Raw genomic sequence first — 19,586 nt, forward strand, 5'->3', positions numbered from 1 at the left:
GTCCACCCCGGCGCAGCGGAAGGGACCGATGTGAGCGAGCAGCACGACCACGGGCACGAGCACCACCACGGACACGCGCACGAGCATCCTCATCCGCACCCCCACTCCCACTCCCACTCCCGCTCCCACTCCCCCGCGGCGCCCTCCCTCCGTCACCGGCTCTCCCACCTCCTCACCCCGCACTCCCACGAGAGCGCCGACAAGCTCGACCCGGCCCTGGAGTCCTCGGCCCGGGGCATGCGCGCGCTGTGGGTCTCGCTGGCGGTGCTGGGCGTCACGGCGGTCGTCCAGGCGGTCGTGGTGGTGCTCTCGGGGTCGGTGGCGCTGCTCGGCGACACGGTGCACAACGCGGCGGACGCGCTGACCGCCGTACCGCTGGGCATCGCGTTCGTGGTGGGCCGGCGGGCGGCCACCCGTCGCTTCACCTACGGCTACGGGCGCGCGGAGGACCTGGCGGGCCTCGCGATCGTGCTGACGATCGCCGCGTCGGCGGCCTTCGCCGGGTGGACGGCGGTCGAGCGGCTGCTGGACCCCCGGCCGGTCGAGCACGTCGGCGCGGTCGCGGTGGCGGCACTCGCCGGTTTCGCGGGCAACGAGTGGGTGGCCCGGTACCGCATCCGCGTCGGCCGCTCGATCGGCTCGGCGGCTCTGGTGGCGGACGGGCTGCACGCGCGCACGGACGGTTTCACCTCACTGGCCGTGCTGCTCGGGGCGGGCGGTTCGGCGCTGGGGTGGCGGCTCGCCGACCCGCTGGTGGGGCTGGCGATCACGGCGGCGATCGCGCTGGTGCTGCGGGACGCGGCGCGGGAGGTGTTCCGGAGGGTGCTGGACGCGGTCGACCCGGCGCTGGTCGACCGGGCCGAGCGGGCCCTGCTGGAGGTCGAAGGGGTGCGCGGGGTGGGCGAGTTGCGGCTGCGCTGGATCGGGCACCGGCTGCGCGCCGAGGTGGCGGTCGTCGTGGACGGCGAGGCGACCGTACGCCGGGCGCACACGATCGCCGTGCACGCCGAGCACGCGCTGCTGCACGCCGTCCCCCGGCTCACCGCGGCCCTGGTGCACGCGGATCCGGCACCGGTACCGGGCGAGGCCGATCCGCATCTGGCCCTCGCCCACCACACGGCGGCCTGAGGACCGTCAGGCTCCCAGGGGCCACCCGACGCTTCCCGCCTGCCCGCGACGCCGGGCACGCTCCCCCGGAGGGACGGGAAGGGTCAGGCAGCCCCCAGCCCGTCCAGCACCACCGTGCCGGGGAGTTCGGCGAACGCCTTGCCCGGGACGAGGAGCTTGCCGCGTCGGCGTCCGCTGCCCACCAGCACCCACGGCAGGTCGACGACGGCGGAGTCCACCAGGACCGGCCAGGCGGCGGGGAGCCCGATCGGGGTGATCCCGCCGTACTCCATGCCGGTCTCCCCCACCGCCGTGTCCATCGCCGCGAAGGACGCCTTGCGGGCGCCCAGCTGCCGGCGGACCACTCCGTTGACGTCGACGCGGGTGGTGGACAGCACGACACAGGCGGCGAGGGTGGTGTCCCCGCCGCGCTTGCCGGCGACGACGACGCAGTTCGCGGACGTCTCCAGCAGGTCCCGGCCGTAGTGCTCGACGAAGACGGCCGTGTCGGCCCACTGCGGGTCGGTGTCGACGTAGAGGACCTGGTCGGCGGGCACGCTGCCGCCCCAGTGGCGTACGGCGTCGGCGACCGGGCCGGTCAGCTCGCCGAGGCAGTCGGGGGCGGGGGTGGCGGTGTCGAAGTCTCCGATGGGTGCGCGCATGCCCGCACGCTAACAAGATCCGCGCGGCCCGGGCGCCGGCGTCTCAGCGCACGGGCGGGACCGAGACGGCCAGCACCCACTCCGCCGGGACGTCGCCGCGATTGCCGTAGGTGTGCGGGGCGTTGGCCTCGAAGGTGACGCTCGCGCCGGCCGGAACGCGGTAGTCCTCGCCCTCGACGGTGAGGGTGAGCACGCCCGCGACGACATGGATGATCTCGAACGTGCCCGCGGGGTGCGGATCCGAGGAGCTGCCCTCACCCGGCATCAGCTTCCACTCCCACATCTCCAGCGGGCCGGGAGCCTCGGTGCCGGCGAGCAGTCTGCTGTAGCTGCCCGCCTCGGTGTGCCACAGCCGTACGACCTGGTCGGCCGGGACGACCCGCACCTGCGGTCCCTGCGCGTAGTCGAGCAGGGTGGTGACGCTGATGCCGAGCGCGTCACCGATCTTGACGACCGTCCCGATGCTCGGGTTGGTGCGGGCCTGCTCGATCTGGATGAGCATGCCCCGGCTGACCCCCGCGCGGGCCGCGAGCACGTCCAGGGTGAAGCCGCGCACCGCACGCCAGTGCTTGACGTTGCGCGCCAGGGACTGGGTCAGCAGGTCGAGGTCCGCCACATTCCGTCCACTATGCCGAAGTCCAATATCCTGAATGACAGAGTTCACCCTGTTGCACTACGGTGGGTGCACCCGATGGTGCATCGAACTGTACTGCGAGGAACCGTGACCGCACTCTTCGCCCTGGCCACCAGCCTGCTCTGGGGTCTGGCCGACTTCGGCGGCGGGCTGCTGACCCGACGGGCCCCGGCGCTCACGGTCGTCATGGTGTCCCAGTCGATCGCGACCGTCGTCCTCGGCGTGATCGTCATCGCCACCGGCGGCTGGAGCGAGGCCGGCCCCCGGCTCTGGTTCGCGGTCGCCGCCGGGCTGGTGGGCCCGGTGGCCCTGCTCTCCTTCTACCAGGCCCTGGCCCTCGGCCCGATGGGCGTGGTCTCCCCGCTGGCCACCCTGAGTGTGGCCGTCCCCGTCTCGGTCGGCCTGTTCCTCGGCGAGCGCCCCGGCCTCCTGCAGATCGCGGGCATCGCGGTCGCCGTCCTGGGCGTGGTCCTGGCGGGCGGTCCGCAGCTGCGCGGCGCGCCGGTGCAGCGGCGCGCCGTCCTGCTGACGCTGGTCGCCGCGCTCGGCTTCGGCACCGTGTTCGTGCTGATCACCGAGGCGTCGACGACCCCCACCGGCCTGTTCCTCGCCCTGTTCGTGCAACGCCTGACCAATGTGGCGGCGGGCGGGGCCGCCCTGTACGCCACCGTCCGGCGCGGCGCCCCGGCGCTCCCCGAGGGCGGACTGCGGCTGTCCGCACTGCCCGTGTACGGCTTCGTCGGGCTCGCCGACGTCGCCGCCAACGGCACCTACGCGGTCGCCGCCCAGCACGGCCCGGTCACGGTGGCCGCCGTGCTCGCCTCGCTCTACCCCGTGGTGACGGCCCTCGCCGCCCGCGGCTTCCTGCGCGAGCGGCTGCGCGCGGTGCAGGCGGCCGGCGCGGGACTGGCCCTGCTCGGCACCCTGCTGCTGGCGACCGGCTGAGTCAGCTCCCGGGCTCCAGTTGCGCGAGCCGCTCCACCGTCTCCTCGTCCAGTTCCGACAGCGCGACCAGCTGGTCCGAGGTGACCCCGTCCGGGATCGGGACCGGCGCGGGCGTGCGCAACGGCGGCTGCCAGCCCTCGACGGGAGTCCAGCGTCGTACGACCTTGGCGGGCGCGCCCGCGACGACGGCGTGGTCGGGCACGGTCCCGCGCACCACGGCCCCCGCCGCGACGACGACGTTCCGCCCGATCTTCGCCCCCGGCAGGATCACCGCGCCGGTGCCGATCCAGCAGCCGGGCCCGATCCGCACCGGCTCCATACGCGGCCACTGCTTGCCGATGGGTTCGTGCGGGTCGTCGTACGAGTGATTGGTGGACGTCACGTAGACGTACGGGCCGAAGTAGCAGTCGCTGCCGATGGTGACCGTCGTGTCGGCGATGACATGGCTGCCGCGGCCGAGGACGACACCGTCGCCGATGCGCAGGATCGGGTCGGGCCCGAGGTCGAGGTCGGGCATCAGACCGGCCGTCAGGGTGACCTGCTCGCCGACGATGCAGTGCGAGCCGATGTGGATCCAGGGTTCACCGAAGACCGTGCCGAGCGGGAAGGCGAGCCGGGTCGCCGGGCCGATCGAGCCGAAGCGCAGCCGACCGGGACGCTCGGCGGTCACGGAGCCGGTCCGCTGCACCCACGCCCAGCCCGCGTGGACGGCGCGCTGCGTGAGGCGGCCCCGCCAGGATGAGAACGTGTTCTTGCTTTTCGGCACCCGCTCACCGTACTCAGCGCGCCCTGCCGGGATACGGCCCGAGGCCTGTGATCTTCGCCCCACCGGGGGTGGCGTACGGTGCGACGGTACGACGGACACGAGGAGACGGTGATGACGCACAAGGCGCTGATCGTGGGCATCGGCGGCAGGGAACCGAAGGTCGACGCGGAGGCGTTCGTGGCGCCCACGGCCTCGGTCGTCGGAGAGGTGACGCTGGAGGCGGGCGCGAGCGTCTGGTACGGGGCGGTCGTGCGCGGGGACGTCGAGCGGATCACCGTCCGCCGCGACGCCAACATCCAGGACAACGTGACCCTGCACGCGGACCCCGGCTTCCCCGTGACGGTCGGCGAGCGCGTCTCCGTCGGCCACAACGCGGTCGTCCACGGCGCGACCGTCGGCGACGACTGCCTGATCGGCATGGGCGCGACGGTCCTCAACGGCGCGGTGATCGGCGCGGGTTCCCTGGTCGCGGCCCAGGCCCTGGTCCCCCAGGGGATGGAGGTCCCGCCGGGCTCCCTGGTGGCGGGCGTCCCGGCGAAGGTCAAGCGGGAGCTGACGGAGGAGGAGCGGCAGGGCGTCACGCTGAACGGCACGCTGTACGCGGACCTGGCCAAGGCCCACAAGGAGGTTCATGAGTGAGGGGGCGGCCGAGGGGGGCGGCCGGAGGGCGCGGTGCGGCCGGGGTGCGGCTCAGTCCCCGGCGGGTACCGGTTCCGCCTCCCGCTCCGCCGCCGCCTGCGCCTTCCTGGCCTTGCGCTTGATGACCAGGAACGACGTCAGCCCGATCAGCACGGCCGCCACCAGCCCCAGATACGAGAACCTCTTCAGCCAGGACTCCGCGACCACGCCCACGTAGTAGATGACCGCCGTGGTCCCGCCCGCCCAGACGATCCCGCCCAGCACATTGGCGATGAGGAACTTCCAGTACGGCATGTGCAGCACACCGGCGAGCGGCCCGGCGAAGATCCGCAGCAGGGCGATGAAGCGGCCGAAGAACACGGCCCACATGCCCCACTTCTCGAAGGACCGCTCGGCCGTGGCGATATGGCCCTCGCCGAAGTGCTTCGGGAACTTCCTGCCCAGCCAGGCCAGCAGCGGGCGCCCGCCCTTGCGGCCGATGGCATAGCCGATGGAGTCACCGATCACCGCGCCGGCGGAGGCGACCGCCCCGAGGACGACCGGGTTGACACCCGCGTGCTGGGAGGACAGCAGCGCGGCCGAGACCAGGATGATCTCGCCGGGCAGCGGGATGCCGAGGCTCTCCAGCCCGATGACCAGGCCGACCACGGCGTAGACGGCCGCCGCGGGCACCGTGTCGAGCCACTCCTGGACGTGCACCGGCGGGCCTCCCCTTCGACATTCCCTTTGACATTCCTTGAACATCGCCTGCTGCCGGGAAGCCTACCGGTTCGGCCCGGCCCGGCCGGGCCCGTGGTGGAGCGGGCTACACCGTCGAACGGGGAGCAGGGCCCCTCGTGACGGCGCCCCGTGCACGTGATCGTGGTCGGTGAGGACACCACCGCGATCCGCGCCGTGAAGAAGGGACCCTCCCATGCCCGTTCCCCCGCCCGTTCCCCCGCCCGCGCCCCGTCGGCCCGGCCGGCCCCGCCGCCGTACCGCCGTCCTCGCCTCCGCCGTCGCGGCCCTCGCGCTGACCACCGGCCTGCTCACCGGCTGCGAGTTCGGTGACACCGTCGACTGTCTGTCGAACGCCGACGACATCACGGACAGCATCACGGCGATCAACAAGGCGGGCGCGGACGCGATCGAGGACCCCTCGAAGACGGAGGACTCCATCGCCACGATCGAGAAGAACCTCGACCGGATCGACGACAGGTCGGACGACGGCAAGGTCGACAAGGCGGTGGACAGGCTCAACCGGGCGATCGAGGACTACAACCGCGACATCCTCGACGGCCGCACCCCGGACTCCTCCGCGATCGACGAGGCGTCGGCAGAGCTGAAGGACGTCTGCACCTCCTAGACCGGGCGGACGCCGACCAGGCGGACACCCCGACCCCCACCAGCCGCCGACCTGTGCCGGGGGTCCGGTCGTGGCGCCCGGTGTCCCGGTAGGGCAGGGCGCGGGCGGCGACCCGTACGGCATCCGCCCCCGCACGGGCTGGTCGAGCCGGTCGTCCGTCCGGTTACCCGGCCGCGTTCCCCGGCAGCCCGGCGGGGTGCACCAGCCCGACCGAGCCCGGCAACCCGGAGACCCGCAGGCCCACCTCGAGCGAGCGGCCGTCGTGGTGAAGCGTCGCGGCAAGCCCCGGCAGACGGGATGTCCCAGGGCTCCCGCAGCACTCCACCTGGGCGGCCCTCTTCTCGAACTCCCCCGTGGATGGGGCAGGTTGGGGCGCGGGCGGCGCGGCATCACGTGGTGCGGGCGGCGGCGTCGGCCCGGTGTCGCGGGACAGGGGCGGGTCGGCACGCGGGGCCGGCGGTCTCGCCGACGCCCCCTCCCCCGGCGCCGCCGCCTCGAACTCCCACCGCTGCCCCGCCGAGCCGTCCCGCTCCGTGACGACGGCCTTCGTAGCGGCCTTCCCGGTGCCGGGGGCGACGAGCAGGCCGCCGTCGCGGCGCAGCAGGAGTTCGCCGCGCACGGTCAGGTCGAAGAAGACCTCGCCGGAGTGGACCACACAGCCGGCCAGCGCGACCGACGCGTGGCCGGGGTCGGCGGCCAGACAGAGCCCCGGGGCGGCGGCGCTGCGCAGCAGCCCGTCGTCCTGGTACGACCACTGCTGGGAGGCGGCCGAGGAGCACACCGCCAGGACGGCCGCCGCCCCGGACTCGGCCCTGCCGCCCGCGACGTCGAGACAGCGTCCGGTCACCTGGCTGAGCAGCCGGCCGTGGGAGGGCGCGGCGGAGCGGGCGGCGGAGGCGGCCGAGGGGGAGCCTGAGGACGAGGGATCCTCGTCGCCGGGCGGGCGGACGCCCGGAGAGCCGGGGGTGCCGGTGCCGCCGGCCGGGGCGCCCCAGGTGGCGCGAGGCCCGGGAACACCGTTGTCGTCGGACCAGCTCTTGGCCACGAGGACGGTCGCCAGCAGGGCGAGGGAGGTGAGGCCGACGCCGACCAGGACGGCCTTGGGGCGCCGGCCCGGCAGATCGAGCAGGCCGTTCGGTGCGATGCGGTGACGGCCCGTCGGACGGGCCGTCGGGCGGGTCGTCGGGCGGGTCGCGGCGGTGGGCCGGGCCGGACGGGCGCCGGACGCGAGACGCGCGGGGCGCGCATCGAGATAGCGGTGCGCGCCCCAGGAGAGCACGGTCTCGGCGAGCAGGGTGTCCAGTCCGCCGTCGAAGTGGCTGAGCTGTTCGGCGGCGTGCCGGCAGTGGCGGCACTGCGCGAGGTGCCGGCGGACATCGGGCAGCAGGGTTCCGCCGCGGCGCAGGGGAACGTCGAGGAGGCGGTGGTAGAAACGGCATTCGGCGGTGGGCGCGAGTTCCCGGTGGGCGCGGACACAGCCCGCCCGGAATTGCTCGCGCGCCTGTTCCAGTCCGGCCGTCGCGGTGAGCTCGTCGACGCCCAGCAGACCGGCCGGTACGGATAGCGGTTCCGCTTCCACCTCGACGTGCCACAACAGACATTGGGAGGCGGCGGGAAGCAAGGAGAAAGCGCGCTCGGCGAGTTGCCGCCTTTCAGGGGTGACCGGCCGGGCGACGCGCAGTCCGCGGCCGCCGACGGTTTTGCGCAACTCCGGCAGGACGGCGGCAAGTCCTTCGGCCCCGGCCCATTCCCGGACCGTGTTCCGTACGGCGACCAGGAGTTGGGGCCGCAGGGCGCCGCCGCTGTGCCCCTTGGCGAGCCGGCCGAACACCGTGTGGAACGCGGCGGCGGCCACGAGCCGCGCCGAGTCACCGGAGTCGGCCAGGCAGACGACCGCGTAGTCATGGGTGGCCGGCCAGTGCCGGGCGAGCAGCAGGGCGACCGCACGGCCGTCGTCGCCCCGGGCCAGCCGGGACGCGAGATGGGGGTCGGAATCGCCGGGAGGCCAGCCGGGGCGGGGCGGGTAGGGGGGTCGCGGGGGGTTCGGGGATTGCACGGAACCAATTCCTTCCAAGCCGACGGACCGCCCGCGAATAGCGCGGCCGCCGGAAAGCAGGTGCCTGATTGGTGCGTACCTTCGGACCGGCCAGGTGGGGGAACTGATCCGGTCCGCGTAAGGGGAGGCTCACCTTCGCACACACGTCTCACAGGAAACAAGGAGTTCGATCGACCACAGTTCAAAGCGAGCTAATTTCAGAAAAGTTACCGACGGTATCCGTACCCGCATTTACCATTCGGCCCGGACGCGCCGACTCAACTTGTGTACGCGCAAAGGTCATTGGCTCACAAAATCTTCAACTTCCCGACGACAGCCGATTCCCGGCCGGGACCGGGCGCCGCACAGGAATCTCCCAGGGGACTCCCGGGGTTCTCCCATCCCCTTCGTCCACCCTGATCCCCATGAGTACCCCCCACTCCGCACCCACGGTCCGCAAGGCGGTCGTCCCGGCGGCGGGCCTCGGCACCCGCTTCCTGCCCGCGACGAAGGCGACCCCGAAGGAGATGCTCCCGGTCGTCGACAAGCCGGCCATCCAGTACGTCGTCGAGGAGGCCGCCGCGGCCGGTCTGGACGACGTACTGATGGTCACCGGCCGCCACAAGCGGGCCATCGAGGACCACTTCGACCACGCCTTCGAGCTGGAGCAGGCCCTCGCGGCCAAGGGCGACACCGTACGGCTGGACGCCGTGCGCGACCCGGCCCGGCTGGCCGACATCCACCACATCCGGCAGGGCGACCCGCTCGGCCTCGGACACGCGGTGCTGTGCGCCCGCCACCATGTCGGCGACCAGCCCTTCGCCGTCCTCCTCGGCGACGACCTGATCGACCCGCGCGAGACCCTGCTCAGCCGGATGCTGGAGGTCCGCGACCGGTACGCGGGCAGTGTCGTCGCCCTCATGGAGGTCCCGCCGGAGCAGGTGCACCTCTACGGCTGCGCGGCGGTCGAACCGTCCGGCGAGGACGGCGTCGTACGGGTCACGGGACTGGTGGAGAAGCCCTCACGGGAGGCGGCGCCGAGCCGGTACGCGGTCATCGGGCGCTATGTCCTCGACCCGGCGGTCTTCGACGTCCTGGAGCGCACCGGGCCCGGACGCGGCGGCGAGATCCAGCTCACCGACGCGCTCCAGGAACTCGCCGCGGACGGCACGGTGCACGGCGTGGTCTTCTCCGGCCGCCGCTACGACACCGGCGACAAAGCCGACTACCTGCGCACGGTGGTCCGGCTGGCCTGCGACCGACCCGACCTGGGACCGGAGTTCGTGTCCTGGCTGAAGGGGTTCGTAGCGGCCCTGGACGACACGGGCACGGCGGCCACGCCCGGCCAGTACGGCGGGGAGACGGAGACCGGCGGGGAGAGGGAGAACCGCGGGGAGAGGGGAAGCGGCGGGGAAGGCACGCCGAGCGGGAACGGCGAGGGCGGCTCCGGCCGGGAGCGGCTGGCGGCCTGAGCCGACACCGCGACCGCCGCGACCTTCTCGGCCTCCGCGACCCCGCGACCTTCTCGGCCTCCGCGACTCCACGGCCTCCAGGCCCCCGCGGCCATCGCCGCCCGCAGCCACCGCCGCCCGCGATCGGCGAAGGCCCGGGATCGACGAGCGCCCGGAATCAACGAAGGCCCGGGGACGGCGCCGTACACCACGAGCCGTACGCCGCCGCACCCCGGGCCCGTCACCCGCACCCACCCCAACCCGCACCCTGCCCCCATCCGCGCCGCTCAGCCGTTGGGCCGCAGGGTCCAAACGACGATCATCTCACCGGTGACCGCGCCGTCGGCGCGGCGGATCTCGATCGTCACCGGGAACTCGGGGCGCTCCCCGGCGTCCAGCTCGGCGACGACCTCGGCGGCCGGGCGGCCCAGGGTGGCCGTCGCGGTGACCGCGCCCATCGCGAGCTTCCGGTAGGCGATCTCGGCGCGGACGGCGAGCGGCACGGCGCGCGCGAGCTGGTCCCCGAACGCGGCCAGCACGATCGCACCGCTGGCGGACTCGCCGAGCGTGAACATCGCACCGGCATGCGGGCCGCCCACGTGGTTGTGGAAGTCGCCCTGGTCCGGCAGGGCGACCACGGCCCGGTCCCGGCCGGTCTCCACGAACTCCAGGTTGAGGGTCCGGGCCATGGGCACGGTGGCGGCGAGCATCTCGCCGATGGACATCTGGTCTGCGCTCATACCGCGATGTTACCCACGAGTAGCCTCACTGACCAGGACCGGTGTGATGATCGCCGTATGCTTGCCGCCCATCTGGCCAGGAGAGCAACCGCCGGCCGGCGGACCCGGCGGACCCGCACAGCCGAACCCGTACACACAGCCCCGCCACCAACAGCCGAACCCCTGCGCGCAGCCCGGCCCGCCGGGGCGGCAGCCGGTCTGGAACACACCGGCCGGGTCCACGGCACCCCCGCCCTCCGGCGCCTCCTGGACGAAGGCGGTGGCGGCCGCCGCGACCGGCGCGGTGCTGGTGGCCCCCGTCGTGACGGGGGCCGTCCTGCTGGCCGGCGGGAGCGACGAGCCCGGCCCCGCCCCCTCCGCCTCGGCGGACCCGGGGGCCGACGCCACGCCGACGAGTTGGGTGTCGTACGTCGCGGAGGACGACGATCCGGAGGACACCCCGCTCGTCGGGATGAAGGCCCCGGCCGTGCTCCGGGAAGGTCACGACCGGCCCGGTGACGTCCTTCACCACCGCCCCGGGACTCCGACGGCAAGGCCACCACCTTCGCCTTCAAGACGTCGGACGGGGACCTGGGCTCGTGGTCGTTCGTCGGTGCGAGCGGAGTTGACGAGGAGGTTCCGGACGCCACCATCCGGAAGATCATGGGCACCGTGCGCGTCTTCGAACCGTCCGGCTCCTGATGCGGTACGGCCCCGTTGAGGCACTAGGGTTTCAGGCCATGTGGCCAGGAAACCAGCCGCCCGGGGGAGAGCAGAACCCGCAGGCGCAGAACAATCCGTACCAGCAGCCGGGATACCAGCAGCCGAATCCGTACCAGCAGCCCGGCTATCAGCAGACCGGGCAGCCGAACCCCTATGCGCAGCAACCCCCGTGGGGTGCCCCGACGGCCGTGGGCGGACCCCAGCCCCCGCCCGGCGGCGGGGGCGGCAACCGCACGAAGCTGGTCGCGATCATCGCCGCCACGGCCGTGGTCGTGGCCGCCGGTGTCACCGGCTATCTGGTGCTGGGCGCCAAGGACGACGGCAAGGGCGAGGTGGCCAAGGGCAGCGAGAGTCCCTCGGCGTCCGCGTCCACCTCCGCCTCCGCATCCACCGGCACCGACGACAACCCTCGTGACAACGAGGAGGAGAAGGCGACGATCTCGGGCTGGAAGGTCGTGGTGAACCCCAAGTGGGGCCTCGCCTTCGACGTACCGGCGGACTGGGAGGTCGAGAAGCCGGGCGTCGGCCGCGGCTTCGAGTGGGAGGACAAGAAGGAGCCCAGCGGCTACGGCTCGATCCTGATGTCGGGGGTGGCCGAGTACAAGTCCAAGTGGTGCGGCACGGACAGCGACAAGGACGGCAAGACCGACTACACGTCACTGGCGATGGTCGGCACCAAGGGCGCCGAGGGCGCCAAGAACACCGACGAGATCGCCGTCAACACCCCGGCGTGGTGGGTCTTCGGCGGCTACACCGAGCCGGACAAGAAGAGCCTCACCTTCGACGAGAAGGCGACGCCGTTCACCACCGCCTCCGGCATCGAGGGCAGCTACGCCTGGGCCCAGTCGACGAACACGCCCCAGAAGGGCAAGTGCGACAGCGACGGCAAGGCGATCACGTTCGGTTTCAAGAACTCCAAGGGCGACTACGTGTCGTGGAACTGGTTCGGCGCCAAGGGCGTCAAGGACGAGGTCCCGAAGGCGACGGTCATGCAGATCCTGAGCACCGTGCGCTGGCACGGGGAGCCGACGGCGAACTGAGCGGACGACCGGCGACCGGACCCTCCGGGGTGCGTCTGACGGACAATCCGTTTGGCGCACCGGGGGCCGGGCGGGGATAGTCGGCCGGTGACCCCATCCGCCGACACCCCCCGCCGCCTGCGCAAACCCGCCTGGGCTGGCCGCAACTACAGCTTGCTGACCGCCGCCGCGTTCGTGACGAACCTGGGCAGCCACGGCGCGCTCATCGCCGCCGCGTTCGCCGTCCTGGAGTCGGGCGGCGACGGCGGTGACGTGGGGCTGGTGGCCGCCGCCCGCACCCTGCCGCTGGTGCTGTTCCTGCTGATCGGCGGCGCGGTCGCCGACCGGCTGCCCCGGCACCGGGTGATGGTCGCCGCCAACGCCCTGAACGGTCTCTCGCAGGGCGCCTTCGCGGCCCTCGTGCTGCTCGGCGAGCCCCGGCTCTGGCAGATGATGCTGCTGACCGCGCTGGGCGGAACCGGCCAGGCGTTCTTCTCGCCCGCGGCCGAGGGCATGCTGCTCTCCTCCGTCCGGGGCGAGCAGGCCGGGCGGGCGTTCGCGGTGTTCCGCATGGCGATGCAGGGCGCGGGCCTCGGCGGCGCCGCCCTCGGTGGCGCGCTGGTCGCCGTGGTCGGCCCCGGCTGGGTCCTCGCGGCGGACGCGGCCGCCTTCGCGCTCGCGGGCTCGCTGCGCTCCCTCCTCGACGTACGGGACCTTCCCGCGCGCGAGGCGGGCGGCGGGATGCTCGCCGACCTTCGGGAGGGCTGGCAGGAGTTCCGGAGCCGGCCCTGGCTGTGGGGCATCGTCCTGCAGTTCTCCCTCGCGAACGCCGTCGTGGGCGCGGCGGACGCGGTCTACGGCCCCCTCGTCGCCCGGGACCACCTGGGCGGGGCGGGCCCCTGGGGGCTGGCCCTGGGCTGCTTCGGCGCCGGCACGGTGGTCGGAGCCTTCCTGATGACCCGCTGGAAACCCCACCGCCTCCTCCTCGTCGGCACCCTCTGCGTCTTCCCCCTGGCCCTCCCCTCCGCGGCCCTCGCCGTCCCGGTACCGATCGGCGCCCTGTGCGCGGTGATGTTCGCCACCGGGGTGACGCTGGAGGTGTTCGGGGTGTCCTGGATGACCGCGCTGCACCAGGAGATCCCCGAGGACAAGCTCTCCCGTGTCTGTGCCTACGACTGGTTCGGCTCGGTGGCGATGGTTCCGGTCGCTACGGCGCTCGCGGGACCGGCCGAGTCCGCCTTCGGCCGTACGGCCGCCCTGTGGGGGTGTGCCGCCCTGGTCGTCGTGGTCACGGCGGCGGTGCTGTGTGTGCCGGACGTGCGGAACCTGACCCGACGGGGAGCGAGGCCGGTGACGGGTGGGAGCGCGGCCGTGGACAGCGAACCGGGGGGCGACCGGAGTCCGGTGCGCTGAGGCCGGCCCGGCTCAGCCGATGCCGAACGCGCCGTCCGGCGGCTCGGGGGACGGTACGGCGTCCTCGTCCCGCACCGGGCGGGCGTCGCCGATGAACCGCCGTACTCCGGGCCCGTGCTCCACCCGGGCCGGGAACGCGTCCGAGGCGGTGCGGCGGGCCAGGGCGGTCACGTCGACGGGGTGGTGCGCGGCGACGAGGACCGCGTTGCCGAACCGGCGGCCCCGCAGCACGGCCGGCTCGGCGATGAGCACGAGTTCCTCGAACACGGCGGCGAAGTTCGCCAGTTGGGAGCGGAGGAAGCCGAAGGGCGCCGCATCGGCGAGGTTGGCGAGGTAGACGCCGTCCTCGCGCAGGACCCGGCCGGCCTCCCGGGCGTAGGCCAGGGAGGTCAGGTGCGCGGGGACCCGGGAGCCGCCGAAGACGTCCGCCACCAGCGCGTCGGCCGAGTCCCCGGGCGCCGCCTCCAGCCAGGCGCGGGCGTCGGCCGGGTGCAGCGCGACGCCGGAGCCGGCCGGGAGCGGCATCTGCTCGACGACCAGCTCCAGCAGCCCCCGGTCGGCCTCGACGACGTCCTGCCGGGAGCCCGGCCGGGTGGCGGCCACGTACCGGGGCAGGGTGAGCGCCCCGCCGCCGAGGTGCAGCACGTCCAGGGGCCGTCCGGGCTCCGCCATGACGTCGAGCACATGCCCGAGCCGCCGCGCGTACTCGAACTCGAGGTGCTCCGGCTCGTCGAGGTCGACGTACGACTGCGGCGCCCCGTCGACCGTCAGCAGCCAGGCCCGCTCCCGGTCGACGTCGGGCATGAGCTTGGCGGTGCCGTGGTCGACGGCGCGGCTGACGGGTAGGGACTCCACCCGTTCATTGTGCCTGGCGGGCAGAGCCCCCGAACGGGCCCGGGCGTCAGGCTCCGCTCACAGCACGGCCGTCACCGTGCCCGCCCCCACGGTCCGTCCGCCCTCCCGGATCGCGAAACCCAGCCCGGGCTCCAGGGGCACCTCGCGCCCCAGCTCGACGGTCATGTCGATCCGCTCCCCCGGCCGCGCGACCCCCGCCGCCCCCAGATCCACGTCCCCCACGACGTCCGCCGTGCGGATGTAGAACTGCGGCCGGTAGCCGGTGGCGATCGCCGTCGTACGGCCCCCCTCGCGGGCGGAGAGCACGTACACCTGCGCGGAGAACCGCCGTCGCGGCACGACGCTGCCCGGTGCCGCCACCACGTGCCCGCGCCGTACGGCGTCCCGTGGCACGCCCCGCAGCAGCAGCGCCACGTTGTCCCCGGCCTGGGCCTCCTCCATCGGCTTGCCGAAGGTCTCCAGGCCGGTGACGACGGACTCCAGCCCGGCGCCGAGCACATCGATCCGGTCGCCCACCCGGACCGTGCCCCGCTCGACGGCTCCGGTGACGACGGTCCCGCGCCCGGTGATGGTGAGCACGTTCTCCACGGACAGCAGGAACGGCGCGTCCAGATACCGCTCGGGCATCGGCACGTACGTGTCCACCGCGTCGAGCAGCGCGTCGACCGAGGCCGTCCAGCGCGGGTCGCCCTCCAGGGCCTTCAGCCCAGACAACCGTACGACGGGGGCGGCGTCGCCTCCGTAGCCGTGTGCGGTGAGCAGGTCGCGGACCTCCAGCTCGACGAGCTCGGCCAGTTCGTCGTCGGCCCGGTCGGCCATCGTCAGCGCGACGACGATGTGGTCGACGCCCACCTGGCGGGCGAGCAGCACGTGTTCGGCGGTCTGCGGCATGATCCCGTCGAGCGCGGAGACGACGAGGATCGCCCCGTCGAGCTGCGCGGCGCCGGTGACCATGTTCTTGACGTAGTCGGCGTGGCCCGGCATGTCGACGTGCGCGTAGTGCCGGGTGTCGGTCTCGTACTCGACGTGCGCGATGTTGATGGTGATGCCGCGGGCGGCCTCCTCGGGGGCGCGGTCGATGCGGTCGAAGGAAACGTATTCGGTGGCGCTGCCGGCGCCGCGGTCGGCGAGGACCTTGGTGATGGCGGCGGTCAGGGTGGTCTTACCGTGGTCGACGTGGCCCATGGTGCCGATGTTGAGATGCGGCTTGGTGCGTACGTACGCGGTCTTGGACATGGCGGTACCTCGAAGCGTCTGCGTGGAAGATCTCCGATGGGAGAGGGGACCCCGGGGGAACCGGCCGACCCTCCCCCTGCGGGGTCCGCCGGACGATCCGGGGAGGGTCAGCTTCGGGCGCCGTCGAAAGCGGCCGGGTACAGCGGAACGGCAGCCTTCGGAGCATCCGCGACGGCGAATGCTGCGACGACGAAGGCGTACCGGAACATGGTCCCGATCCTCGCCGATGGTTCGTTCGGCGTCGAATGGTTTTCGGGCGGGGGAACTCGGGTGGGAACGGCTGCCGGAGGAGGCACGGGCCAGGGCCGACGCCTTGATCCTGAGGGACTCTCGCCTCCAGGCGGTACGACCAGCGCGGCAACCAGGTCGTCAGGCCTCCCCCGTCGTCGCTCCCGACCCCGAGGCGCTCGCGGCTCGGGCCGCCGCGCTTCCCGGGCGGGTGGAAGCGTGCTTCTTCCACCCGTTCGAGGACGGCAACGCCCGGTCCGCCTTCCTGACCCTCGTCTTCGTCCTCGCCCGTGAGGGCATCGCGCTCGACCATGTCGCCCTGCTCCGCCGTGTCTCCTTCCACGCCGACGCCCCGCAGGACGGACTGATCCTCGCCCGCTACATCGACAGCCACCTCACCGAGACCCGTCAAGGCGCGGCGGGGCACACGGGCTAGGCCGGGTCCGTGGCGCCGATGTTCCTCAGTGCCTCACGGACCGTCAGCGGGGCGAAGCGGCCCCGCTCACGGGCGAGGAAGGCGCGGACGGCCTCCGGGTCGGTCTTGGCGTACTCGCGCAGGCACCAGCCGATCGCCTTGCGGATGAAGAAGTCCGGGTGGCCGGACTGGCGCAGGCAGTAGGCGAAGAGGCGCTCGGCGTCGGTGCGGTCCTTGGAGCGGAGCTGGTGGAGCAGGGCCGTGCGGGCGACCCAGAGGTCGTCGTCGGCGATCCAGTCGTCCATGGTGGCGGTGAGCCGGGGGTCGGCCTCGACGAGGGCGCCGACGACATGCGCGGCGAGCAGGTCGACCGTGTCCCACCACGAGGTCGTGGTGATCAGCCGGCGGGCGACGGGGAGGAACGCCGACGAGCAGCGTCCGGCGTGCCGGCGCAGATAGTCGACGGCGAAGTAGTGGTACTCGCGCTCCGGCAGGGCCCAGCAGCGCAGGGCGACGGCCGTGCAGTCGGCCTCGGTGGGCCGGGGCGTGCCCGCGAGGACGGTCCGGGACAGGGCGCGGCGCTCGGGGGTGGGCAGGCCCAGGAAGGGGGCCACGTCCTTCATGTACGCCCGCATGGCGGCGGCCCGGGCGGGGTCGGCCGCGCCCGCGTACACGGCGGTGAGGCGTTCCAGCACGGTGTCGGCGAGGGCGCTGTGCGGTACGCCGGTGGCGCCCGGGCCGGTGGCGGTCATGAGACGAACCATACGGCGATCACACATGTCCGTCGGTTACTGTCGCGGGATGCTCGATGCCACCACCCGCTCTGGGGGCACCGCCACGGCCACTCCCCGGGCCGCCGCCACGGAGCTCCTCGTTCCCGTGCCCCTCGTCACCGCCACCGCGCCCGTTCGTCCCCTGGCGCGCCTCGGCAGAGTGCTGCTGTCGCCCTGGTCCCGGTTCTCGCTGCTGGTCGCCCTGCTCGCGCTGGCCGGTTCGAGCGTGCTGCTGTTCGAGCCCCAGAGACTCCTCGCGGACGGCTGGCCGCCGCAGGTGGGCGGGGTGACGGCCGCCGTGGTGTTCGCGGTGGCGTACGGGCTGTGCACGGTGGCGTTCGTGCCGCGGCCGTTGCTGAACCTGGCGGCGGGGGCGGTGTTCGGCTCGGCCGTCGGGCTCGGCGCGGCGCTGGCGGGCACCGTGCTGGGCGCGGGGCTCGCGTTCGGCCTGGGCCGGGTGCTGGGGCAGGACGCGCTACGGCCCCTGCTGCGCGGCCGGTTGCTGAAGGCGGCGGACGGTCAGCTGAGCCGGCACGGGATGCGGTCGATGCTGGGGGCGCGGCTGTTCCCGGGGCTGCCGTTCTGGGGCGTGAACTACGCGGCGGCCGTCTCGAGGATGCGCTGGACGCCGTACCTGGTCGCGACCGCGCTGGGCTCGATCCCGAACACGGCCGCGTACGTCGTCGCCGGCGCCCGGGCCTCGACCCCGACGTCCCCGGTCTTCCTGATCGCGCTGGCCTCGATCGCCCTGCCGACGGTGGCGGGCGCGGTGATGGCCTGGCGCAAGCGCCACCACCTGCGCCGCCGGTAGGCCCGGCGGTCGCGCCCGCCGGTGGGCCGTTACACCGCTTCCAGGATCATGGCGTTGGCCAGTCCGCCGGCCTCGCACATCGTCTGGAGGCCGTAGCGGGCGCCCCGTTGGCGCAGGGCGTGGACGAGGGTCGTGGTCAGGCGGGTGCCGCTGGCGCCGAGCGGGTGGCCGAGGGCGATCGCGCCGCCGTGGACGTTGACCTTGGCGAGGTCGGCGCCGGTCTCCTGACGCCAGGCCAGGACCACGGCGGCGAAGGCCTCGTTGACCTCGAAGAGGTCGATGTCGTCGAGGCGCAGTCCGGCGCGGCGCAGCACCTTGTCGGTCGCCGGGATCACGCCGGTGAGCATCAGCAGCGGGTCGGAGCCGGTGACGGCGAAGCTGTGCAGCCGGGCGAGCGGGCGCAGGCCGAGGCGGGCGGCGGTCTCGGAGGACGTGATGAGCACGGCGGAGGCGCCGTCGTTGACGGGACTGGCGTTGCCCGCAGTGACGTTCCACTCGATCTGCGGGAAGCGGGCGGCGAACGCCGGGTCGTGGTAGGCCGACTTGAGTCCGGCGAGGATCTCGGGGGTGGTGCCGGGCCGTACGCTCTCGTCGCGCGCGACGCCGTCGAGGGGGGCGACCTCGGCGTCGAAGAGGCCCCGCTGCCAGGCGTCGGCGGCCCGGTGGTGGGAGGTCGCGGCGAAGGTGTCCATCTGGTCGCGGGTGATCGACCACTTGGCGGCGATGAGTTCGGCGCTGATGCCCTGCGGGACGAGGCCGTCGGGGTAGCGCTCGGCGATCCCGGGGCCGAAGGGGTCCTTGCCGGGCGGCACGTTGGACCACATCGGCACCCGGCTCATCGACTCGACCCCGCAGGCGACGACGAGGTCGTAGGCGCCGGCCAGCACGCCTTGCGCGGCGAAGTGCACGGCCTGCTGGGAGGAGCCGCACTGGCGGTCCACGGTGGTCGCGGGGACCGTCTCCGGGAAGCCCGCCGAGAGGGCGGCGTAGCGGGTGGTGTTCATGGCCTGCTCGCCGACCTGGTCGACGGTGCCGCCGATGACGTCGTCGATCAGCGCGGGGTCGACGCCGGAGCGCTCGACGAGGGTGCGCAGGGTGTGGGCGAGGAGTTCGACGGGGTGGACGTGCGCGAGGGAACCGTTCGGCTTTCCCTTGCCGATCGGGGTGCGTACGGCTTCGACGACGACTGCGTCACGCATGGGCGGGCCTCCGCGACTACTGGTGAGTAGGAAATCCGGACCCACCCTAGCTCGGTGAGTTTGGAAATCCAACTCACTTGGGTCTGCTTTTCCAACCCTCCCCTAGACTGATCGGCATGGCCGCCTCCCCCAGCTCCAGCAGCTCCAGAGACCCGCGCCCCTGCTCGATCGCGGACGCCCTCGCCCTCGTCGGCGAGAAGTACTCGCTGCTCGTGCTGCGGGAGGTCTGCCTGGGCAACGGCCGCTTCGACCAGCTGGTCCGCAACATCGGCGCCCCGCGCGACGTCCTGGCCACCCGGCTGCGCCGGCTCGTCGACGCCGGGATCCTCACCAAGCAGGCCTACAGCGAGCGTCCGCAGCGCTTCGAGTACCGGCCCACACAGGCGGGGCTGGAGCTGGAGCCGGTCCTGATGACCCTGATGGCCTGGGGCGACCGGCATCTCCGCGAGGACGCCGGCCGTCCGATGGTGATCGAGCACGTCTGCGGCCATGAACTGCTCCCCGTGGTCACCTGCCCGGCCTGCGGCGACGTGGTGCGCCACGAGGACCTCACCGCCCATCCGCAGGCACCGGGATGGACGGTGACGGGCCCGACGGCGGCATAGCGTCCG

The 19,586-nt window shown here is 73.3% G+C and carries 20 protein-coding genes; 10 read left to right on the top strand and 10 right to left on the bottom strand.

Annotated elements, in window-relative coordinates; all coding sequences use genetic code 11:
* Nucleotides 1-30 precede the first annotated feature (30 nt).
* Nucleotides 31-1,128: a cation diffusion facilitator family transporter gene (locus ACYQ8Q_RS08115; protein ID WP_460063124.1), complete on the top strand. Its 1,098-nt coding sequence runs from the start codon at nt 31-33 to the stop codon at nt 1,126-1,128.
* Between the two features lie 83 nt (nt 1,129-1,211).
* Here ACYQ8Q_RS08115 and ACYQ8Q_RS08120 read toward each other — a convergent pair whose 3' ends face one another.
* Both ACYQ8Q_RS08120 and ACYQ8Q_RS08125 read right to left on the bottom strand, forming a co-directional pair.
* Nucleotides 1,212-1,769, bottom strand: a complete 558-nt coding sequence (locus ACYQ8Q_RS08120) for a YbaK/EbsC family protein (RefSeq protein WP_460063127.1) — start codon at nt 1,767-1,769, stop codon at nt 1,212-1,214.
* Between the two features lie 43 nt (nt 1,770-1,812).
* Nucleotides 1,813-2,385, bottom strand: coding sequence for a helix-turn-helix domain-containing protein (locus ACYQ8Q_RS08125; RefSeq protein WP_460063129.1), 573 nt, complete (start codon nt 2,383-2,385; stop codon nt 1,813-1,815).
* Nucleotides 2,386-2,490: 105 nt separating this feature from the next.
* Between ACYQ8Q_RS08125 and ACYQ8Q_RS08130 the strand changes: the two genes are divergently transcribed.
* Complete coding sequence (locus ACYQ8Q_RS08130; protein WP_460063131.1) at nt 2,491-3,348, top strand: EamA family transporter; 858 nt, start codon at nt 2,491-2,493, stop codon at nt 3,346-3,348.
* A gap of 1 nt (nt 3,349) precedes the next feature.
* On the opposite strand, the gene ACYQ8Q_RS08135 is transcribed toward ACYQ8Q_RS08130, so the two are convergent.
* The gene (locus tag ACYQ8Q_RS08135) at nt 3,350-4,114 is read right to left on the bottom strand and encodes an acyltransferase (protein WP_460063133.1); all 765 of its coding nucleotides are present in this window, start codon (nt 4,112-4,114) and stop codon (nt 3,350-3,352) included.
* Between the two features lie 111 nt (nt 4,115-4,225).
* On the opposite strand from ACYQ8Q_RS08135, the gene ACYQ8Q_RS08140 reads away from it, so the two are divergent.
* Nucleotides 4,226-4,753, top strand: coding sequence for a gamma carbonic anhydrase family protein (locus tag ACYQ8Q_RS08140; protein ID WP_460063135.1), 528 nt, complete (start codon nt 4,226-4,228; stop codon nt 4,751-4,753).
* A gap of 51 nt (nt 4,754-4,804) precedes the next feature.
* Here the strand turns inward: ACYQ8Q_RS08140 and ACYQ8Q_RS08145 are convergent, their stop codons facing one another.
* Entirely contained in the window at nt 4,805-5,452 is a 648-nt protein-coding gene (locus ACYQ8Q_RS08145; RefSeq protein WP_460063137.1) for a DedA family protein, read from the bottom strand.
* A gap of 214 nt (nt 5,453-5,666) precedes the next feature.
* Here ACYQ8Q_RS08145 and ACYQ8Q_RS08150 point away from each other — a divergent pair, with 214 nt between their 5' ends.
* Nucleotides 5,667-6,098: a hypothetical protein gene (locus ACYQ8Q_RS08150; RefSeq protein ID WP_460063138.1), complete on the top strand. Its 432-nt coding sequence runs from the start codon at nt 5,667-5,669 to the stop codon at nt 6,096-6,098.
* A gap of 163 nt (nt 6,099-6,261) precedes the next feature.
* Here the strand turns inward: ACYQ8Q_RS08150 and ACYQ8Q_RS08155 are convergent, their stop codons facing one another.
* Nucleotides 6,262-8,154: a ricin-type beta-trefoil lectin domain protein gene (locus ACYQ8Q_RS08155; RefSeq protein ID WP_460063139.1), complete on the bottom strand. Its 1,893-nt coding sequence runs from the start codon at nt 8,152-8,154 to the stop codon at nt 6,262-6,264.
* A gap of 404 nt (nt 8,155-8,558) precedes the next feature.
* Here ACYQ8Q_RS08155 and galU point away from each other — a divergent pair, with 404 nt between their 5' ends.
* Nucleotides 8,559-9,605 (top strand): UTP--glucose-1-phosphate uridylyltransferase GalU, encoded by a 1,047-nt coding sequence (galU, locus tag ACYQ8Q_RS08160; RefSeq protein ID WP_460063140.1) that lies wholly within the window; start codon nt 8,559-8,561, stop codon nt 9,603-9,605.
* A gap of 266 nt (nt 9,606-9,871) precedes the next feature.
* Here the strand turns inward: galU and ACYQ8Q_RS08165 are convergent, their stop codons facing one another.
* Nucleotides 9,872-10,309, bottom strand: a complete 438-nt coding sequence (locus ACYQ8Q_RS08165) for a DUF4442 domain-containing protein (protein WP_460073215.1) — start codon at nt 10,307-10,309, stop codon at nt 9,872-9,874.
* A gap of 734 nt (nt 10,310-11,043) precedes the next feature.
* Here ACYQ8Q_RS08165 and ACYQ8Q_RS08170 point away from each other — a divergent pair.
* Both ACYQ8Q_RS08170 and ACYQ8Q_RS08175 read left to right on the top strand, forming a co-directional pair.
* Nucleotides 11,044-12,066, top strand: a complete 1,023-nt coding sequence (locus tag ACYQ8Q_RS08170) for a hypothetical protein (RefSeq protein ID WP_460063142.1) — start codon at nt 11,044-11,046, stop codon at nt 12,064-12,066.
* Nucleotides 12,067-12,153: 87 nt separating this feature from the next.
* Entirely contained in the window at nt 12,154-13,458 is a 1,305-nt protein-coding gene (locus ACYQ8Q_RS08175; RefSeq protein WP_460063144.1) for an MFS transporter, read from the top strand.
* A 12-nt stretch (nt 13,459-13,470) separates the two neighbouring features.
* Here ACYQ8Q_RS08175 and ACYQ8Q_RS08180 read toward each other — a convergent pair whose 3' ends face one another.
* Both ACYQ8Q_RS08180 and tuf read right to left on the bottom strand, forming a co-directional pair.
* Nucleotides 13,471-14,262 carry a spermidine synthase gene (locus tag ACYQ8Q_RS08180; protein WP_460073216.1) on the bottom strand — a complete coding sequence of 264 codons (792 nt, stop codon included), beginning with the start codon at nt 14,260-14,262 and terminating at the stop codon, nt 13,471-13,473.
* A gap of 108 nt (nt 14,263-14,370) precedes the next feature.
* A complete protein-coding gene (gene tuf / locus ACYQ8Q_RS08185; RefSeq protein ID WP_460063145.1) occupies nt 14,371-15,549 on the bottom strand; it encodes an elongation factor Tu in 1,179 nt (392 codons plus the stop codon).
* A gap of 439 nt (nt 15,550-15,988) precedes the next feature.
* Between tuf and ACYQ8Q_RS08190 the strand changes: the two genes are divergently transcribed.
* Nucleotides 15,989-16,213 (top strand): hypothetical protein, encoded by a 225-nt coding sequence (locus tag ACYQ8Q_RS08190; RefSeq protein ID WP_460063147.1) that lies wholly within the window; start codon nt 15,989-15,991, stop codon nt 16,211-16,213.
* Here the strand turns inward: ACYQ8Q_RS08190 and ACYQ8Q_RS08195 are convergent.
* Nucleotides 16,210-16,944, bottom strand: a complete 735-nt coding sequence (locus tag ACYQ8Q_RS08195) for a DNA alkylation repair protein (protein WP_460063149.1) — start codon at nt 16,942-16,944, stop codon at nt 16,210-16,212. The two genes, ACYQ8Q_RS08190 and ACYQ8Q_RS08195, sit on opposite strands and share 4 nt — an antisense overlap.
* Before the next feature lie 49 nt (nt 16,945-16,993).
* On the opposite strand from ACYQ8Q_RS08195, the gene ACYQ8Q_RS08200 reads away from it, so the two are divergent.
* On the top strand, nt 16,994-17,776 hold the full coding sequence (locus ACYQ8Q_RS08200; protein ID WP_460063152.1) for a TVP38/TMEM64 family protein: 783 nt from the start codon (nt 16,994-16,996) through the stop codon (nt 17,774-17,776).
* 29 nt (nt 17,777-17,805) lie between these two features.
* Here ACYQ8Q_RS08200 and ACYQ8Q_RS08205 read toward each other — a convergent pair whose 3' ends face one another.
* The gene (locus ACYQ8Q_RS08205) at nt 17,806-18,975 is read right to left on the bottom strand and encodes a thiolase family protein (RefSeq protein ID WP_460063154.1); all 1,170 of its coding nucleotides are present in this window, start codon (nt 18,973-18,975) and stop codon (nt 17,806-17,808) included.
* A gap of 116 nt (nt 18,976-19,091) precedes the next feature.
* Here ACYQ8Q_RS08205 and ACYQ8Q_RS08210 point away from each other — a divergent pair, with 116 nt between their 5' ends.
* Entirely contained in the window at nt 19,092-19,580 is a 489-nt protein-coding gene (locus ACYQ8Q_RS08210; protein WP_460063156.1) for a winged helix-turn-helix transcriptional regulator, read from the top strand.
* Nucleotides 19,581-19,586 lie beyond the last annotated feature (6 nt).

The sequence above is a fragment of the Streptomyces sp. YKOK-I1 genome (genome assembly GCF_054660435.1).

Excerpts from the sequence above, each read along its gene's own strand:
- ACYQ8Q_RS08120 (WP_460063127.1), bottom strand. The coding sequence starts at position 1,769 with ATGCGCGCACCCATCGGAGACTTCGACACCGCCACCCCCGCCCCCGAC.
- ACYQ8Q_RS08140 (WP_460063135.1), top strand. The coding sequence starts at position 4,226 with ATGACGCACAAGGCGCTGATCGTGGGCATCGGCGGCAGGGAACCGAAG.
- ACYQ8Q_RS08150 (WP_460063138.1), top strand. The coding sequence starts at position 5,667 with ATGCCCGTTCCCCCGCCCGTTCCCCCGCCCGCGCCCCGTCGGCCCGGC.
- galU (WP_460063140.1), top strand. The coding sequence starts at position 8,559 with ATGAGTACCCCCCACTCCGCACCCACGGTCCGCAAGGCGGTCGTCCCG.
- ACYQ8Q_RS08165 (WP_460073215.1), bottom strand. The coding sequence starts at position 10,309 with ATGTCCATCGGCGAGATGCTCGCCGCCACCGTGCCCATGGCCCGGACC.
- ACYQ8Q_RS08170 (WP_460063142.1), top strand. The coding sequence starts at position 11,044 with ATGTGGCCAGGAAACCAGCCGCCCGGGGGAGAGCAGAACCCGCAGGCG.
- ACYQ8Q_RS08180 (WP_460073216.1), bottom strand. The coding sequence starts at position 14,262 with ATGCCCGACGTCGACCGGGAGCGGGCCTGGCTGCTGACGGTCGACGGG.
- tuf (WP_460063145.1), bottom strand. The coding sequence starts at position 15,549 with ATGTCCAAGACCGCGTACGTACGCACCAAGCCGCATCTCAACATCGGC.
- ACYQ8Q_RS08195 (WP_460063149.1), bottom strand. The coding sequence starts at position 16,944 with ATGACCGCCACCGGCCCGGGCGCCACCGGCGTACCGCACAGCGCCCTC.
- ACYQ8Q_RS08200 (WP_460063152.1), top strand. The coding sequence starts at position 16,994 with ATGCTCGATGCCACCACCCGCTCTGGGGGCACCGCCACGGCCACTCCC.
- ACYQ8Q_RS08205 (WP_460063154.1), bottom strand. The coding sequence starts at position 18,975 with ATGCGTGACGCAGTCGTCGTCGAAGCCGTACGCACCCCGATCGGCAAG.
- ACYQ8Q_RS08210 (WP_460063156.1), top strand. The coding sequence starts at position 19,092 with ATGGCCGCCTCCCCCAGCTCCAGCAGCTCCAGAGACCCGCGCCCCTGC.